Genomic DNA, 16,102 nt, shown 5'->3' with positions numbered 1-16,102 from the left:
GATCTCACGGTCATCTCACATAATTAGCATTGTGTGAGATGAAATCAGGCGGGAGGCGCCCCCGGCCGAACTCGACCGGCTCGTGGCGTACTACACGGAGTTGCTCGGAGCACCGCTGCCCCGCCTTCTCTTCGGAACAGCGATGCCGCGAGGGACCCTCTCGGGTGGGCTCCCGCTGTTGCACTAGTGCACAGCATGGCATTCCCCGTTGCTGCTGTGGGATCAAGCGTTTTCCTGCGTACGGTGTCCGCATGAAGTATCTGGAAGGGCCTTTCGCACCCCTCACTGAAGAAGTCACCGCCTACGACCTGCCTGTCACCGGGCGGATCCCGGCCGAACTCAACGGCCGCTACTTGCGCAACGGGCCCAACCCGCTGGGCGCGGAAGACCCGATTGTGCACATCTGGGGCATGGGCCAGGGCATGGTGCACGGGGTGCGGCTGCGTGACGGCCGGGCCGAGTGGTACCGCAACCGTTTCGTGCGCACACCGGGTTTCGCGCCCATGGTGCACGTGATCGAGCACGCCCAGCGTACCTTCGTCCTGGCCGAGGGTGGCCTGCCGCCCGCCGAGTTGGACGAGGAGCTGAACACCGTGGGCGTGTGCGAGCTGGGTGGGACTGCGGAGGGGTTCACGGCGGGGGCGCACTCCAAGCACGACCCGCTCACCGGCGAGTTGCATTCGCTGTCGTACATGCCGGGCCGCGACTTCGTCCAGTACCTCGTGACCGACGCCGGGGGAAGTGTCGTCCAGACCACCGCCATCCCCATGACGCGAACGCCGTTCATGCACGACTTCGCACTTACCGAGGAGCACGTGGTGTTGTGGGACACGCCGCTGGGTTTCGACGGGTTCGAGTGCCGGTGGCTGCCGGGACACCCGACGCGCGTGGGGGTCATGCCGCGGAGCGGTGGTGACGTGCGCTGGCTGGACATCGGCCCGATCCATGTCAGCCACACGCTCAACGCCTACGACGACGGCGACTCGGTCGTGGTTGACCTGGTCACGGCCGAGGGGCCGTTCGATCCCGCCGACCCTGGGGCGATCCGGCCGACGCTGGACCGCTGGACGATCACGCCGGACAGGATCCACCAGCAGCGCATCGACGACCGGCCGCAGGATTTCCCGCGGGTGAACGAGGCACGTACCTCCCGCCCGTACCGATATGGCTACTCGGCCGCGACAGCCCTGTACGGAATTCCGTTCGTGCCTGAGGGCATGCCGCCGGACGACGCCTTCACCAACGCCCTGGTCAAGCATGATCTGGAACGAGGGACGGCCGAGGTGCACGGGTTCGGCAGGGACGAGGCGGTGGGAGAGGCCGTGTTCGCCGCCGTGGGGCTAGGGGAGGACGAGGGGTACCTGCTCACGTACGTGCACAATCCTCGCCGAAACGCCAGCGACCTGGTGATCCTCTCAGCCCAGGACTTCACCGGCGAGCCCGTCGCGCGCGTCCACCTCCCTGTCAGAGTGCCGCTCGGTCTGCACGGCAACTGGCTGCCTGACCGCTGAGACGTGGCAGCATGGCCGTCGTGAACGATCCGCAACCGCCGTACCTCCGGATCGTCGCCGACATCGAGCGGCGCATCGCCGACGGAGAGCTGCAGCCCGGCGCTCCCGTCCCGACCACCAGGGCGATCATGCGCGAGTGGGGCGTCGCGATGGCGACGGCCACCAAGGCGCTGGCCGCGCTCAAGCAGGCAGGCGCCATCGAGTCGGTATCTCGGGTCGGCGCCGTGGTCGCTCCCCGGAGACTGCCCTCGCGTTCGGCCGGGGGTCTCGAACGCGACCGCGTCGTCCGTGTGGCCATGGAGATCGCCGACGCCGACGGCCTGGCCGCACTGTCCATGCGAGCGGTTGCGGCCAAGCTCGGCGTCGCCACCATGGCCCTCTACCGGCATCTCGAGGCCAAGGCCGAGCTCACCCAGTTGATCGCCGACGCCGCGTTCGCCGAGATCGAATATCCACAGCCGCCGCCAGGATGGCGTTCCCACCTGCGGGTGGCCGCTCGGCTACAGTGGGCGGCCTACCAGCGCCATCCCTGGCTGCCGCGGCTCGTGTCCATCACCCGGCCAGCCACACTGCCCGGGCAGCTCGCCTACGGGGTATGGACCCTGCGCGCGCTCGACGGCCTCGGCCTGGACCCGATCGCCCGCATGCACGTCTACGGCACGATCGTGAACTACGTCCGGGGGACGGCGATCAATATCGAGAGCGAGGCCGTCGCCGAACTGGATACGGGGATGACCAGCAAACAGTGGGGCAAGGCCAAGCTGTCCGTCGACGGGCCGCTGATCGCCCAGGTCGCGGAGCCGGGCGCGGAGCTCGACTTGGAATCACTGTTCGTCTTCGGTCTCGAACGCCTGCTGGACGGCCTGGTCACCGTGATCGCCGCCCGAGAGATCCGTCGGTGACCGGGCCTTTACCGGAGTCGGCACGTCGATTGGCAGCCGGAGCGGCCCAGTGGCACCGCGGTCACGACCGCGTCCCTCAGGCATGTAAGGCGTGTTGACCGGCGCGCTCAGCATGTCGCAAGCGAACGCATTTTCAGCGTGGAAATGACCATCGAATCCAGGGCGTCGTGCTGCCGTCGGGGGTTCTGCTTGTCGGTGCTTACCCGGACCAGGCCGATGAGGGCCACGCCCCCACCTCCGTTCATCAAAGGTCTTCGGAAAGCAAGGCGAACACCAGCGGTTGATGAACGGGAAAACGAACGCTTCGGGTGGGCAATCGGGGCGCCCAGTGCCCAGCCCATCAAACTGAAGGATTCCCCGTCGCGCCAGCGCCGCCAGATCTCGTCTTGCTGAGCGGGTGAAAACCCGTAGTCACGCACACACACCTCCGCGGCTACATGATCATCCATGGGTGATGCGTTGCCCCATTGAGGGTGCCACCGTTTGCCGGCGGGGGGCGGCCCGCATTGCGGTGCGGTGCACCAGGCCGTCCAAGATGAGGGCCAGGCCGGCCTCGAATGCCGACTCGTAGTCGGTCACAGGCATGTCCGCCGGTGGATCTGAGCCGTCGCCGGAGCCGGCGTCCGCCTGTTCCTCCAGGACACTGCCGACCGTGAAACGACCGGCGGCCAGCATCGCCATCTGGGCGTCCCGCTCGGGCACTCCGGAGGTGATCAGGAAGTCCATCTTGCGGCGGATCCGGTCGAGGTCGCCGGCAGGGGTGCTGCCCGCGTGGAGGCGTGCACCGTCCCGACGCATCAGCAGGGTGCGCCGGAAGCTTCGCGTGTTGTCCAGGAACCAGTCGCGCCAGTCGTCGTCGGGCGTCGGCAGCGGGGCGGCCGCATGCGGTGCCATCGCCGCCTCCGCCATGGCGGCGAGGAGGTCCTTCTTGGTGCGGAAGTACCAGTAGAGGGAGGGCTGTTCGACGCCCAGCCGCTTCGCCAGCCGCCGCGTACTGACCGTGTCCAGCCCGACCTCGTCGAGCAGGTCGAGCGCTTCGGAGACGACGATCTCACGGTTCACCTTGGTCACGTTGACAAATCTATCACTGATAGATGACTCTGAAAGGGAATCATTCACTGATAGATTTTTGGGGTGGTGAGCATGGCCAACGGATCGGGGGCGCACCCTCTGCGGGTCCTTGTTGCCGGCGGCGGGATAGCGGGCCAGGCGCTGGCTTTCTGGCTCACGCGGGGCGGCCACAGGGTGACCGTCGTCGAACGCTTTCCGGCGCTGCGGGCCACCGGGGCGCAGGTCGACCTCCGAGGGCAGGGCATCGAGGCCGTCGAACGGATGGGGCTTCTTGACGCCGTCCGCGGCAGGCTGGTGGACGAGGCGGGTGTCGCCTTCGTCGACGCGCGCGGCAGGACCAAGGCGACGATCATGGCCAACACCTCCGGCCAGGGCCGGCAGACCCTCACCTCCGAGTACGAGATCATGCGCGGTGACCTGGTACGCATCCTGCACGACGCGTCGAAGGACGACATCGAGTACGTCTTCGGCGTGAGCGTGGACGGCTTCGAGCAGGACGAACAGAAGGTCATCGCGCACTTCTCCGACGGGTCCTCCGGCGAGTTCGACCTTCTGGCCGGAGCGGACGGGCAGGGGTCGCGCATCCGGCAGGCGATCCTCCCTGCGGGCTGTGACCCGTACTGGCGGGTCGGCATCCACATGGCCTACTGGTTCATCCCGCGCATCGCGTCCGACAGCAACATCCGGGACACCTACATGGTCCCGGGTGGCCGTCAGATCATGCGCCGCAGCCACAACCCGACCGAGACCCAGGTGTACTTCGTGATGCGGGAGGAGTCCGAGGAGGCCTCGGCGATCCACCGGGAATCCGTCGAGCGCCAGCGGGAGTTCTGGGCGAGCAGGTTCCGCGACGCGGGCTGGCAGACAGAACGTTTCATCGACGGCATGCAGACGAGCCCTTTCTTCTACTCCCAGGAGATCGTCCAGGTTCGCACCGACACCTGGTCCAAGGGCCGCGTGGTCCTGGCCGGCGACGCCGCCCACTGTGCCTCCCCTTACAGCGGCATGGGAACCTCCGGCGGTCTGGTCGGCGCCTACGTCCTGGCCGGCGAGATCAACCGGCACCCGGACGATCTGCCGACCGCACTGGCGAACTATGACAGCGTGCTGCGGCCCTTCGTCGACGAGATCCAGGGCGAGGTGAATCCGCGTCTCCTACGCCTGGGCATGCCGATGACCCAGCGTGCGATCGACGCCTTCCAGGCCGCCACCGCGCTGGCCTGCTTCCTGCACGTCCCCGATCTCGCCGCGCGCTTTTCGAAGGAGGACCGCGGCGGCAGCTGGCAGCTCCCCGAGAACCCGGCTCCGATCAGCGCCGTCTGAAAGCGGCCGGACATCAGGGGCTGATGACCGTCGTGACCAAGGCTTGGCCTGTGGCGCTGCTGTGAGACAGGGGGGATCCGGCCAGGACGGCGGCGTGGTCGCGGTGGATGCCCTGGATGAAGGATTGCAGGTGCGGCAGGTCGTCGTTGTCGGCGCCGGCGAGCCAGGCGTCGAGCCTGTCGCCGTAACGGCCGGTGAGCATCGGCGAAGGCGGTGACGTGGGTGCTGAGCCGTTCCAGGAGCGGACTGCGGCAACAGGGCAACACGATCAAACGGGGAAACACCCCCTACGCCCCGGCACGCACAATCCGTGACGACCGCGAACCGTAATCGTGATCTAGCTCATCGCTACTTCGGGGCTGGGGCCACCTTCGGGAGCGGAGGGCCGCGTCCGAGGTGCACGCCATGGTCGAGGGCGCGATGCGGCACGGCACCGACATGGAGGTCGAGCAGAACTTCGCCGATTCCCACGGCGCCAGCTTCGTCGGGTTCGGGATCACCCGGCTGCTGGACTTCGACCTGGTCGCCCGGTTCAAGCAGATCAACAAGACGAAGCTGTATGTGCCCGGCCGGGGCGAGGACTTCTCCTACCCGCTGCTCGCGCCCGCGCTGACCAGGCCGATCCGGTGGGACATCATCACCCAGAGCTACGACATCATGATGAGGTACGCCACCGCGATCCGGCTGCGGACCGCCTCCACCGAGGCCCTGCTACGCCGGTTCACCTCCGAGACCACCCACCCCGCCTACGCCGCGATGCTGGAGGTCGGCCGCGCCCAGCGCACCGCCTTCCTGGCCCGCTGGCTCCGCGACCGCGATCTTCAGCGGGAGACCGAATCCGGGCTGAACGTGGTGGAGAACTACAACGGCGTCAACGACTACATCAAGTTCGGCAAGCGCGGAGAGCTCGCCTCCAACCGGCGCGAAGAACAAAGACTGGGGATGTTGTGCCTGCACATTCTCCAGTCGGCCCTCGGTCTGATCAACACCCTGATGATCCAGGACACCCTCGCCCTACCCGAGTGGGAGAACGTCCTGACCGACGCCGACCGGCGCGGGCTCACGCCCCTGTTCCACACCAACATGACCCCCTACGGTGAGATCCAGCTGCGCACCGACCGGCGCCTGGACCTCACCGACCTGCCGACTGCGTAACGCCGGACGCTCGCCCGTTCCGGCGGCAGCTCGGCTGGACCATCCCGGCGCTCGATGCCGGCGGGGCGTCGGCGATACTGTGGGCGTGGAGTACGTGTCCAGAGTGCCGCGACCGCCGCTGGACAGACTGATCGACGACCTTTACTACCTGGAGGGTGCGCCGCCGTACGCCCGGCTGACGCTGCCGCCGATGCCGGCGGCGTTGCTCATCGTCAACCTCGGGGCGCCGTTCCGCATCCGCGCCGGCACCGACATCGAGACGGCCGAGTACGCCGACGGCTGCGTGGTCACCATGCCCACCCGCGCGCTGGAGTTCGGCTACCCACTCCGGACCCGGTCCGTCGGCGTGCACTTCAAGCCGTGGGGGCTGGCGCCGTTCCTGCCGATGCCCGCGGCCGAGCTGTGTGACCGGCCGGTGACGGTAGAGCAGGTTTGGGGCCGGCCCGCCATTGCTGAGCTGCGAGACCGGCTGGCCACGGCGGACGGACCGCACGAGATGCTGACGCTGCTCGAGCAGGAGCTAATACGACGGCTGTGCGAGACCGCCGGCCTGGGACTGGTCCGCCATACGAGCAGCGTCATCGCGGCGACCAGCGGGGCGGTGGCGATCGGCGACCTGAGCGTGGCAGCCGGTGTCAGCAGCACTCATCTGGCACGGCGGTTCAAGGAGCTCATCGGCGTCACGCCGAAGCGGCTGGCCCGCACCTACCGCTTCGCTGCCACCGTGTTCGCGATCAACCCCGCCGGACCGATCGACTGGGGCGACCTCGCCGGTGGCGCAGGCTACTTCGACCAGGCCCACTTCGGCCACGAGTTCCGGGCGTTCACCGGGCTCACGCCGACCCGGTACGTCGAAGTCCGGCGGCGGTTCCTGCGCGAACATCCCGGCCACGCGCTGGACGGCTGGCCGCTGCCGGCCGATTGATTTCTTACAAGAGCGGCAGCTCACGACACGCTAATTTGAGGGCACCCCAAAGCAGAGGAGAGCCCCGTGGGCAAGGTGGTCATGTACAGCTCGGTGTCGGTGGACGGCTTCGTCGCGGACGAGAATGACCAGCCCGGACCGCTGTTCGACTGGTTGTCCAGCGGTGACGTCCCGTTGGACGAGAGCGGCGCGCTGAAGGTGTCTCAGACGTCCTACGACTACACCCGCTCGTACTGGGACCAGATCGGAGTCACGATCGTCGGCCGCCACGTCTTCGACCTGACGGACGGCTGGGACGGAAAGCCGCCGAGCGGCATCGACCACGTGGTCGTCGTGACGCACCGGCCGCAGCCCGAGGGCTGGGACCCCGAGGCACCGTTTCACTTCGTCGACGGCGTCGAGGCAGCCGTGGCCAAGGCGCAGGAGCTTGCGGGTGACCGCTTGATCGAGGTCGCCGCTGGCGACGTCGGTGGCCAGGTGCTTGCCGCGGGCCTGATCGATGAGGTGCGCATGGACGTCGTACCCGTCGTGTTCGGGTCCGGCAAGCGCTACTTCGGGTCGGTCCACGCGCAGCACCTGTTGGAGGATCCTGACGTGATGATTCAGGGCAACCGGGTGCTTCACCTGCGCTATCGGGTGCGCCGTTGACCGATCTGAGCGGGTACGCGAAGAAGTCCACTGCGAATGGTGACACAAGATCGGGCTTCCGGCTGCGTTTGCGCATCGCTGTCCCTCGTCGGGCAGCCGACGCCGATCCGCCCCAGCACCTCACCTGCGGCAAGTTCAACTTAAGATCACTGGTTGCCGGTTTCCGTCGTATCTTAGCCGACCCCCGAACGGACTTGGCCTGAGCGTGGCCTCGGGACTTTGGACCCGATCAACGCACCGACGCCACCCTCCCATCAGAGCTTCTGATATCTCCCGATATCAGAAGCTAATCGCAGGACCAGCTGCTGATATCGCGGTCCTGGCCAACGCCGCCCTGGGCCTTGCCCAGCCGCCGCACGCCCTGCAGGAGGCCCTGGACGGCATTCCCCCTCACACCAGAGACCGCAAGCAGTTGCTGTTCGCCCTCCACCTGGCCGTCCTCGGGCAGGGCCCCTACCCGCCCCGGGCCGCCCACCTGGACTACCGAGGCCAGACCTCCTGGGGAGAGGTCACCGGCTGCGCCATGAAGATCCTCACCGCCCACGGCCTCGGCCACCCGCCCGCCGCCCAGGACCACCGCTTCCTCACCGCCCGGCTGGCGGCGAGCCGGCGTGAGGTGTGGGAGGGCAGCGTCGGCGCCCACACCCTGGCCCTGCTCGCCCTGCACAGCTCGTAGCCCGCCGGACCGTCCCGGAATGGCAGGCCGTCCTGGACGTGGTCCAGCAACTCGAGCACGTCGGCGCCGGCCCGGTGAGCTACTGGGGTGTGTCGTTGGGCTGCGGACTCGGGGTTCCGTTCGTTGCCGCCGAACCCCGAGTCCGCGCGGCGGTGCTGGGCCTGGGCGGGGCGCTGGCCGCAGCCGAGGCCGCCGCGCGTATCACCGTCCCGGTGGAGTTCCTGCTGCAGTGGGACGATGAGCGGGTGCCGCGGGCCCAGAGCTTGGCACTGTTCGACGCCCTGGGCTCAGCGGAGAAGACGCTGCACGCCAACCCGGGCAAGCACGGTGAGCTCCCGGCCTTCGAACTGGACAGCACGCTACGGTTCTTCGCCCCAGCGCCTGCATGACGCGGCGATGAGCTGGAAAGGCCGGATCCGCTACGCGGCCGGGCCGGTGAGCAACGACCTCGGATTCGGCGCCCTGCTGATCCAGATTCCTGATCGCCCAGCACGCCCCTTTCGCGCACGTCGCCGAAGCAGTGCGGTACGAGCAGCCGTCGAGTACGTGGTCCGACCGTGGAAGTCGCGGCCACCACCGGCAGCACAGCTCGCTGGCTCCTCCCCGAAGGAGGCGGCACCGCCGACATGGTCCAGGACCTGTACGTCTTCCTCTCCGATACCGCTCAAGGCGCCGGTGACAACGGCCACCCGGTCAGCCGGCGGCGTACCGCCAAGAACTGTGGGCATCTTGCATCACCTTTCTCTCCTGGTCGTGATCACAACGTGGTCAGCGGAACGGCTGCGCCTGCGCGTCAGTGGATGGCTGCCGAACATACGGTCACACCCGGTCTGCGACTTCGCTGCGGCCCTGCGGTGTCATCGGCAGGCTGCCGGGTCCCAGCCGCGGGCGATGATCCGCTTTTGGTTGGAACGGTGCTGACCATGGCTACGGGCGCAAACACGCGAACGCTGTCCGGGCGGGCATCACCGTCTGAGTGCGTGCATGCGGAGCGGGTGGTCGTCAGCCGGCGTGGGCGATGTCCAGTTCCCGTTCCCGGATGGACCTGGTGTTGCTTCGCAGGGAGCGCAAGGCGTTGCCGATCACCGGGAGCCGGAGGCTGCGCGCCATGAGGGGCCGGAGGGCGATCTGCCGCTGGTTGCCGGGGGTGACGAAATACCGCTGTTCGACGCCGTTGGCCTGGTAGTAAGTCATGTGCGGGCGGAGCTGCGTCTCCCAGGCGCGCAGAGCGCCGCGGATGTCGCCGGGGTGACGGTGCAGCATGCTGCCGAGCAGGTCGGCTCCGGCGAGCCCGGCGGAGATCCCCATGGCGGCGTACAGGCTGGGGCACCATGCGGAGTCGCCGACCAGCACAACCCGGCCGTGCGACCAGGCGTCCATGCGGGGTTGCTCGACCGAGTCGAACAAGAACTCGTCGGCGGCGTCGAGCGTGTCGAGCGCCTCGCCGAGCAGCCGGCCCGCGGGCTGAGGTCCGTACGCGGCGCGCACCCGTTCGGCGGGCCGGCCGGTGAACTCGGCATCGACGTCGTCGGTACGGTACGAGAAGAGCACGGTGGGCGGGTGATCGGCGAACGGAAAGACCCACATGGCCCGGCCGGGCTCGAGAAGACTCGCCCCCTCGTGCGGGGAGAGCCCGCCGACCGGGCCCGGCAGCAGCGTCGCCGCGATCATGTAGCCGAGCCGATGCAGATACCTGTCGTGCGGGCCGAAGACGAGCCGCCGGACCGTGGACCGCAACCCGTCGGCGCCCACGACGAGGTCGAATCGCTCGGTCACGGACCCACCGTCGTGTTCGAGCGTCACCTCGACGCCAGAGGCGTCCTGCTCGATGCGGGTGGGGGTCGTCGCGTAGCGGATCTCCACGTCGTGCGAGAGCGCGGTGAAGGCGGCACGTTCCACGTCGCCGCGCAGCATCATGCGAGGCGAGACCGGCAGATCCCCGAACCCCAGGCCGGGTCTGCGGACGCCGGCGCGATCCACCGTGTAGGTGACGCCGCCGGGCGGCGACCGGTCGGGGATGGCATCGAGGATGCCGAGTCGCCGCGCGGCGGCCTGGCCGGCGCCGAACAACACGACGAAGTAACCACCCGATCGACGGCCCGGTGCTCTCTCCACGATCACCGGATCCCAGCCGATGCGCCGAAGGCCGATCGCCGTGGCCATGCCGCTGACGCCGAGACCCACGACCAGGGCCCGTTTCCTCCTGCTGCTCAACGAAGTCACGCCTTTCTCCTCGGAGGTGACGGCTAGGGGCTTGCTAGGGGACGAAGACGACGCGGTCGTCGGTCTCGCCGGTCCACGCCTGCGCGACCTGGGCGAGGGGTACGGCGCGCGCCCGTACGTCGATCGCGCCCGCGGCCACCGCTGAGGCCAGTTCCGGCAGTTCGGCGAGGAAGTCGCGGGCGGGGACCGAGCCGATGCCGCTGCCGACGATCTGTAGGCGGGCGGAGCGCAGCGCCGCGGAGGGGATCGGCGCGGTCCGGCCGGCGATGGATCCGATCTGGATCCAGGTCAGCGGGGCGGCGCGGTCGGCACGGGCGGTGAGCATCGGGATCATGGCGCGGGCGGCGGGTTCACCCCACACGTAGTCGATGACCACGTCGACATCGGCCGCCCGGCCGATCTGGTCGAAGGTGATCGTCTCGTCGGCGCCGAGCGCGGTCAGCGCCCTCAGACGGGTGGTGTCGCGGCCGGCGGCGATGACCTGGGCGGCGCCGAACAGTTTGGCTATCTGGATCGCCATCCGTCCGGCGCTGCCGGTGGCGCCGAGGACGAGGACGCGCCGGCCGGCGTGGAAGGCGACACGTCGGCGCAGCGCGACCCAGGACGACATGGCAGGGTTCATCGCGGCGGCGATCCGTACGGGGTCGATGCCGTCGGGAAGGATCACGCTGCGGCGGGGGTCGATGAGGGTGCGGTCGGCGAACGTCCCCAGAGGAGTGTCGTCCAGAGCCACGTAGCGGACGTTGCCCTCCTCGTCGCGTACCACGCCGTCGACGCCGGGGACGAGCGGATACACGCCGTTGCCGGAGTAGTGCGAGCTGTTCGCCCTGGCCCTGGTCAGATGGTGCAGGCCGGCCGCGAGGACCTCGACGACCAGCTCGTCGCCGTGGTGTGGCGCGGGGTCGGGGTGTTCGCGATAGACCGGCGAGGCGTCGGCTGCCCGGATGACGGCAGCGTGCATGGCGGCCTCCAGAAAATAGTTTGCTTTACCAACTACCCCTATAGTGGTTGGTAATACAAACCATGTCAACGGATGCGGCGTGATCGATGCGATATCCGTCGATCAACTGACGCGGGATCGGGCCGCGAGGCGTCCGGGGGCGGCCGCGGTGCAGGCGTTCCTCGCTCCGGCATGGTTGGCATTACCAACCATGCCGGACTAGCATGACGGCATGACCGCCGCCGACGATGCCATGGACGCCCTCGTCCGGACCACCTTCGAGGTGGCAGGCGTGCTGACCCGCATCGGTGGCGAGCACGATCTGTCGCTCACCCAGCTACGGGTGCTCGGCATCCTCCGCGACCGCCGCGCACGCGTTACCGAACTGGCCGCCTACCTCGGCCTGGACAAGTCCACGCTGTCCGGACTCATCGACCGCGCCCAGCGCCGAGGGCTGCTGACACGCGGCAAGAACCCCGAAGACGGCCGGGTCGTCGAGGTGTATATGACCCCGGCCGGGCTCGAACTCGCCAGACGTGTGGAGGACGACATCCGGCGTGCCCTGGCGCCCGCGACCGGCCGGCTGGACCCGGAACAGCTCGATCGGCTCGTCAAACTGCTCGACGTCGTCTCGGCCCGCTCGTCGCGTGCACACGCCGCCCCGGGGCCGACGGACGCACGCTGATGGCCGAACAGGGCCACGGACGGTTCCTGACGTCTGCGGCGTTCGCCCCGTCGAGGTTCCCCGGCGGTGTGCCTCAGGTCACCAGGCCCCTGCGGTAGGCGTAGACCACCGCCTGCACGCGGTCACGCAGGTCGAGCTTGGTCAGGATGCGCGACACGTACGTCTTGACGGTCTCCTGGCTGATCACCAGCGTGGCGGCGATCTCGCTGTTGGACCGGCCGTCGGCGATGAGGCGCAGCACCTCCAGCTCGCGCGGGGTCAGCGCGATCTCGTCGGGCGTGTCCTGGGCGGGGCGGATCCGGGAGGCGTACCTGCCGACGAGCTGCCGGGTCACCTCGGGTGCCAGCAGCGCGGCGCCCGAGGCGACGGTGCGGATGCCGTGCAGGAGCTGCGCCGGCGGCGCGTCCTTGAGCAGGAACCCGCTCGCCCCCGCGCGCAGCGCCTCGTAGACATACTCGTCCAGGTTGAACGTGGTCACCACGAGCACCTTGACGGGGTCCGCCACGCCGGCGCCGGCCAGCAGGCGGGTCGCCTCGATGCCGTCGAGCACCGGCATGCGCACGTCCATGACGACCACGTCGGGGCTCAGCCGGCGGGCGAGGTCGACCGCGGCGCGGCCGTCGCCGCACTCGCCCACCACCTCCAGGTCCGCCTGCGCGTCGATGATCGTCGCGAACCCGGTGCGGATCAGCGCCTGGTCGTCGCAGACCAGGACCCGGACCGGCGTGCTCACGATGGGCTCCCTGCGGGGATGCGGGCCCGCACGAGGAAGCCGCCACCCGCCTGCCGGTCGGCGCTGAACTCGCCGCCCAGGGCACCGACCCGCTCGCGGAGCCCGGCCAGGCCCCGCCCGCTGCCACCGGGAGAGGCGGCCCCGGAACCGGAGCCGTCGGTGCTGACCTCCACGCTGATCTCCTTCCGGCCGTAGCGCACGTGGACCACAGTGCGGCTGCCGTGGGCATGTTTGAGGGCGTTCGTCAGGGTTTCCTGCACGACCCTATAGGTCACGAACTCGGCGCTGCCCACCGATTCCGCCGGACTGCCCTCCTCGGCGAACTCCACCGGCTGCCCGGCCCGGCGCGTCCGCTCCACGAGCGCGTGCAGGTCGCCGGCGGACGGCGTCCTGCCGTCCGTGTCGTGACCGGGGTTGAGCAGGTCCAGCATGTACCGCAGGTCGGCGATGGCCCGTCGGCCGGTGTCGGTGACGGCGCTCAGGGCCGCCTCCAGGCGGTCGGGCGTGGCGGTCAGGTAGCGGGCGGCCTCGGCCTGCACGACCATCGCTGTCACGTGGTGCGTCACGACGTCGTGGAGCTCGCGGGCGATCCGGGTGCGTTCGGCGGCGCGGGTGGCCTCGGCGACGTGGCGGCGGCGTTCCGCCTCGGCGGCGCGGGTGGAGCGCAGCCAGGCCCCGATGCCCCACGCGAGGGCCAGGGCCAGGTAGAACACCACGTAACCTTCCACCTTCTCGGTCGCGCCGAGCCGGCCGAGCGCGAGCGCCAGCGGCACGTACGCCATGGAGAGGAGGACCACGGTGACGCGCCGGTGGCGCTCCAGGTGGGCGCCCGCGCTGATGAGCGCGATGGGCATCGCGTTGCTCGCGAACACGTGGTAGGCGCGGAACTCGTCGAGGACGAAGCCGAGCGACACCAGAGCCACGCACACGGCCGGCCACCGCCGGCGCACGGCGAGGGGAAGGCACTCCAGGGCGATCACCACGAGCGCCACCGCGTCGAAGGGCCGGGCCGGCAGGTCGCCGACCTGCGTCCCCTTGCCGTGGAGCGCCGGCAGGAGCGATGCGACGGCCAGCAGCAGCCCGAACGGTAGATCCCGGATCACGACGTCGCACCGCCGCCACAGGTCCGTGACCCGCCGTAGGTCGGTCATCGGGCGAGCGTAGCGGTCGCGCCGCGTCGGAGCGGGACCACGTTGCCGCGCCGGCGGGCCAGCCGCATGAACGCGACCGTCAGCAGCAGGCCGAACACCACCGCGTACGGGCTCGCCTCCGGCCCGAACTCGCCGCCCGTGAGCAGGGCTGGGCCCGACGTCACGCCGTGCAGCAGCCCCTGCGTCGCGCCGTTGCCTGAGACCTCGGTGCCGAAGATGCCGGCCGCCGCGAAGTTCCAGCCGAAGTGCACGCCGATCGGCACCCACAGGGTGCGGGTGGCGGCGTAGGCGGCGGCGAGCATGCCGCCCGCCTCGATCGCGACGGCGATCGCGCCCCACAGGTCGGCGTGCGGGTTGAACAGGTGCGACAGGCCGAACAGCAGAGCGGTCAGCGCCAGCGCCGGCCACGTCCCCGTGCGTTCCTCGACGATCCTGAACAGGATGCCGCGGAACAGCAGCTCCTCCGTCACCGCGGCGGCGGCCATGAAGCCGAGCAGCCCGACCGCGCCCGGCAGCGAGCCCTGGCCCTCGATCCGGTAGCCGCCCACGAGAGCGATGTTCACGATGACGGCCGCGAACAACGCGGCCCCGATCAGCGCCCCTCGCGCGATGGCGCGGGCGGCGCCTTGCGCCGCCACTTCCACCGGTGCGCGGCGCTCGGACCACCGCACCACGCGGGCGTACACGAGTACGGCGAGCACAGCCGTCGCGACGCCGAGGAGCAGAGTGAGGAGCGGGCTCCCCTGCACCGTGCCCACGATCGCGCCGCCGGCGAAGGCGACCACCGCGACGGGCACGAGCTGTTTCAACAACCGCATGACGACTCCCTTACGTGGGGGACTCCGCGACGGGGCGCCGCCGCTACGCCGGGAAACGCTAGGGATCCGGCGGTCCGGAATCGTCCCCGCACGGTGGACACTCGCCGGTAGCTCGCACGGGGGACAGGCGAATGTCCACCGTGCGGGGACGATCCTGGACCGCCCGATCCGTAGCGTTACGACGCGGCCACGGTGCTCCGTCCGCCTTCCCCGCTGCACCGCCGTGCGCGTCATCCCGGCGCCGGCTCCCTTACTGGAGGACCTCATGCTCCGCAAGATCAAGACATCCGTTGCGGCCGCGCTGTGCTGCACCGTGCTCGGCACGGGGGTCGCCGGCTGCGACGGCGACGCGGTGGAGAACTGGGACCCCTTCGCCCCCGCCACGCGGACAGCCGATGCCGCCCCGATCTCCGGGACCGAGAAGATCGATGTCGCGGGCCGGTCGGTGAACGTGTCCTGCTCGGGCGACCCGGAGAAGGGCAGCCCGGTCATCGTCCTGATGCACGGGGGAGGCGATGGGCTGGACAAGCTGGCCGCCATCCAGAAGACGCTGAGCAAGCAGAACCGGGTCTGTTCCTACGACCGGCTCGGCGCGGGCGCGAGCGACCAGCCGGACGGCCCTCAGAGCTTCTCCAGCACCGGCAAGATCCTGACCGGGGTGCTCGACCGCGTCGCCGGTGACGGCCCGGTCGTCCTGGCCGGGCACTCGCTGGGCGGGCTGATCGCCGCCAGGTACGCCCCCGACCACCAGGACAGGGTCAAGGGGCTGGTCCTGATGGACGCCACCCCGCCCACCATGGTGGACGACATCACGAAGGCGATCCCCGAGTCCGCCACCGGCCCGGCGGCCGAGTTGCGCGCACAGAACCTGGCGATGTTCCGGGGCGAGAACCCGGAGAAGCTCGTCATCACCGACGGCAAGGTCCGTTCCGCAGGGAACATCCCGGTGGAGGTGATCCAGCACGGGAAGCAGTACCTCGCGGCCGTCCCCGGGTACGGGCCGCGCCTGGAGCAGGCGTGGGCCGCGGGCCAGCGCAAATGGCTCGCGCTGTCCAGCGGCGGCAAGTTGAGCACGGCCGCGGACAGCGGCCACTACATCTTCGTCGACCAGCCCGATGTCGCCGTCCAGGCCGTTGAACGCGTCACCGCGCAGGCCGCGCGTCAAGCGCATGGCGGGTAACCGGCCCGGACGGCTCCAGGATCAGTGGCTGGTCCGTCCGGGCGAGGCAGCCGGCGGACTGCTCGCGGGTGGCATCCAGCCCCGACTGTGATCACAGCGATGCCGTCCAAGGGCCGCGGTGTCAGGGGCAGCGTCGTGGACGGCACGACGACCGCGACGAA

Annotated in this window: 17 protein-coding genes and 1 pseudogene; 10 read left to right on the top strand and 8 right to left on the bottom strand. The window is 69.6% G+C overall.

Features of this window, described 5'->3' with window-relative positions; all coding sequences use genetic code 11:
* Positions 1–251: 251 nt before the first annotated feature.
* Positions 252–1,511 carry a carotenoid oxygenase family protein gene (locus J2S55_RS39240; protein WP_306871706.1) on the top strand — a complete coding sequence of 420 codons (1,260 nt, stop codon included), beginning with the start codon at positions 252–254 and terminating at the stop codon, positions 1,509–1,511.
* 11 nt (positions 1,512–1,522) lie between these two features.
* Positions 1,523–2,413 (top strand): TetR/AcrR family transcriptional regulator, encoded by an 891-nt coding sequence (locus tag J2S55_RS39235; protein ID WP_306871705.1) that lies wholly within the window; start codon positions 1,523–1,525, stop codon positions 2,411–2,413.
* Positions 2,414–2,520: 107 nt separating this feature from the next.
* On the opposite strand, the gene J2S55_RS39230 is transcribed toward J2S55_RS39235, so the two are convergent.
* Together J2S55_RS39230 and J2S55_RS39225 are read right to left on the bottom strand one after the other, a co-directional pair.
* Entirely contained in the window at positions 2,521–2,832 is a 312-nt protein-coding gene (locus tag J2S55_RS39230; protein ID WP_306871703.1) for a hypothetical protein, read from the bottom strand.
* 22 nt (positions 2,833–2,854) lie between these two features.
* On the bottom strand, positions 2,855–3,484 hold the full coding sequence (locus J2S55_RS39225) for a TetR/AcrR family transcriptional regulator C-terminal domain-containing protein (protein ID WP_306871701.1): 630 nt from the start codon (positions 3,482–3,484) through the stop codon (positions 2,855–2,857).
* 72 nt (positions 3,485–3,556) lie between these two features.
* Between J2S55_RS39225 and J2S55_RS39220 the strand changes: the two genes are divergently transcribed.
* Positions 3,557–4,807, top strand: a complete 1,251-nt coding sequence (locus tag J2S55_RS39220; protein WP_306871699.1) for an FAD-dependent monooxygenase — start codon at positions 3,557–3,559, stop codon at positions 4,805–4,807.
* 13 nt (positions 4,808–4,820) lie between these two features.
* On the opposite strand, the gene J2S55_RS39215 is transcribed toward J2S55_RS39220, so the two are convergent.
* Positions 4,821–5,009, bottom strand: coding sequence for a hypothetical protein (locus tag J2S55_RS39215; protein WP_306871696.1), 189 nt, complete (start codon positions 5,007–5,009; stop codon positions 4,821–4,823).
* Positions 5,010–5,191: 182 nt separating this feature from the next.
* Here J2S55_RS39215 and J2S55_RS39210 point away from each other — a divergent pair.
* From J2S55_RS39210 to J2S55_RS39190, 5 genes and pseudogenes are all read left to right on the top strand, one after another.
* Positions 5,192–5,962, top strand: a pseudogene (locus J2S55_RS39210) (Tn3 family transposase); the annotation flags it as partial.
* A gap of 85 nt (positions 5,963–6,047) precedes the next feature.
* The gene (locus tag J2S55_RS39205; RefSeq protein ID WP_306871691.1) at positions 6,048–6,887 is read left to right on the top strand and encodes a helix-turn-helix domain-containing protein; all 840 of its coding nucleotides are present in this window, start codon (positions 6,048–6,050) and stop codon (positions 6,885–6,887) included.
* Positions 6,888–6,953: 66 nt separating this feature from the next.
* Positions 6,954–7,535: a dihydrofolate reductase family protein gene (locus J2S55_RS39200; protein WP_306871689.1), complete on the top strand. Its 582-nt coding sequence runs from the start codon at positions 6,954–6,956 to the stop codon at positions 7,533–7,535.
* Between the two features lie 412 nt (positions 7,536–7,947).
* Positions 7,948–8,211 carry a hypothetical protein gene (locus tag J2S55_RS39195; RefSeq protein ID WP_306871686.1) on the top strand — a complete coding sequence of 88 codons (264 nt, stop codon included), beginning with the start codon at positions 7,948–7,950 and terminating at the stop codon, positions 8,209–8,211.
* Between the two features lie 38 nt (positions 8,212–8,249).
* A complete protein-coding gene (locus J2S55_RS39190) occupies positions 8,250–8,600 on the top strand; it encodes a hypothetical protein (protein WP_306871683.1) in 351 nt (116 codons plus the stop codon).
* A gap of 613 nt (positions 8,601–9,213) precedes the next feature.
* Here the strand turns inward: J2S55_RS39190 and J2S55_RS39185 are convergent.
* Both J2S55_RS39185 and J2S55_RS39180 read right to left on the bottom strand, forming a co-directional pair.
* A complete protein-coding gene (locus J2S55_RS39185) occupies positions 9,214–10,434 on the bottom strand; it encodes an FAD-dependent monooxygenase (RefSeq protein ID WP_306871681.1) in 1,221 nt (406 codons plus the stop codon).
* Positions 10,435–10,468: 34 nt separating this feature from the next.
* A complete protein-coding gene (locus J2S55_RS39180; protein WP_306871679.1) occupies positions 10,469–11,395 on the bottom strand; it encodes a quinone oxidoreductase family protein in 927 nt (308 codons plus the stop codon).
* Positions 11,396–11,606: 211 nt separating this feature from the next.
* Here J2S55_RS39180 and J2S55_RS39175 point away from each other — a divergent pair, with 211 nt between their 5' ends.
* Positions 11,607–12,059 (top strand): MarR family winged helix-turn-helix transcriptional regulator, encoded by a 453-nt coding sequence (locus J2S55_RS39175; protein ID WP_306871676.1) that lies wholly within the window; start codon positions 11,607–11,609, stop codon positions 12,057–12,059.
* Between the two features lie 73 nt (positions 12,060–12,132).
* On the opposite strand, the gene J2S55_RS39170 is transcribed toward J2S55_RS39175, so the two are convergent.
* The 3 genes from J2S55_RS39170 to J2S55_RS39160 are packed head-to-tail and all read right to left on the bottom strand — an operon-like array spanning position 12,133 to position 14,761.
* Positions 12,133–12,792 (bottom strand): response regulator, encoded by a 660-nt coding sequence (locus tag J2S55_RS39170; protein WP_306871674.1) that lies wholly within the window; start codon positions 12,790–12,792, stop codon positions 12,133–12,135.
* Positions 12,789–13,943, bottom strand: coding sequence for a sensor histidine kinase (locus tag J2S55_RS39165; protein WP_306871672.1), 1,155 nt, complete (start codon positions 13,941–13,943; stop codon positions 12,789–12,791). The genes J2S55_RS39170 and J2S55_RS39165 overlap by 4 nt, the downstream gene beginning before the upstream one ends.
* Entirely contained in the window at positions 13,940–14,761 is an 822-nt protein-coding gene (locus tag J2S55_RS39160) for a CPBP family intramembrane glutamic endopeptidase (protein WP_306871669.1), read from the bottom strand. The genes J2S55_RS39165 and J2S55_RS39160 overlap by 4 nt, the downstream gene beginning before the upstream one ends.
* Before the next feature lie 265 nt (positions 14,762–15,026).
* Here J2S55_RS39160 and J2S55_RS39155 point away from each other — a divergent pair, with 265 nt between their 5' ends.
* Positions 15,027–15,941, top strand: coding sequence for an alpha/beta fold hydrolase (locus J2S55_RS39155; protein ID WP_306871667.1), 915 nt, complete (start codon positions 15,027–15,029; stop codon positions 15,939–15,941).
* Positions 15,942–16,102 lie beyond the last annotated feature (161 nt).

The sequence above is a fragment of the Streptosporangium brasiliense genome (assembly GCF_030811595.1).
GTDB lineage: Bacteria > Actinomycetota > Actinomycetes > Streptosporangiales > Streptosporangiaceae > Streptosporangium > Streptosporangium brasiliense.
This window is presented reverse-complemented; position numbering and strand designations above follow the sequence as displayed.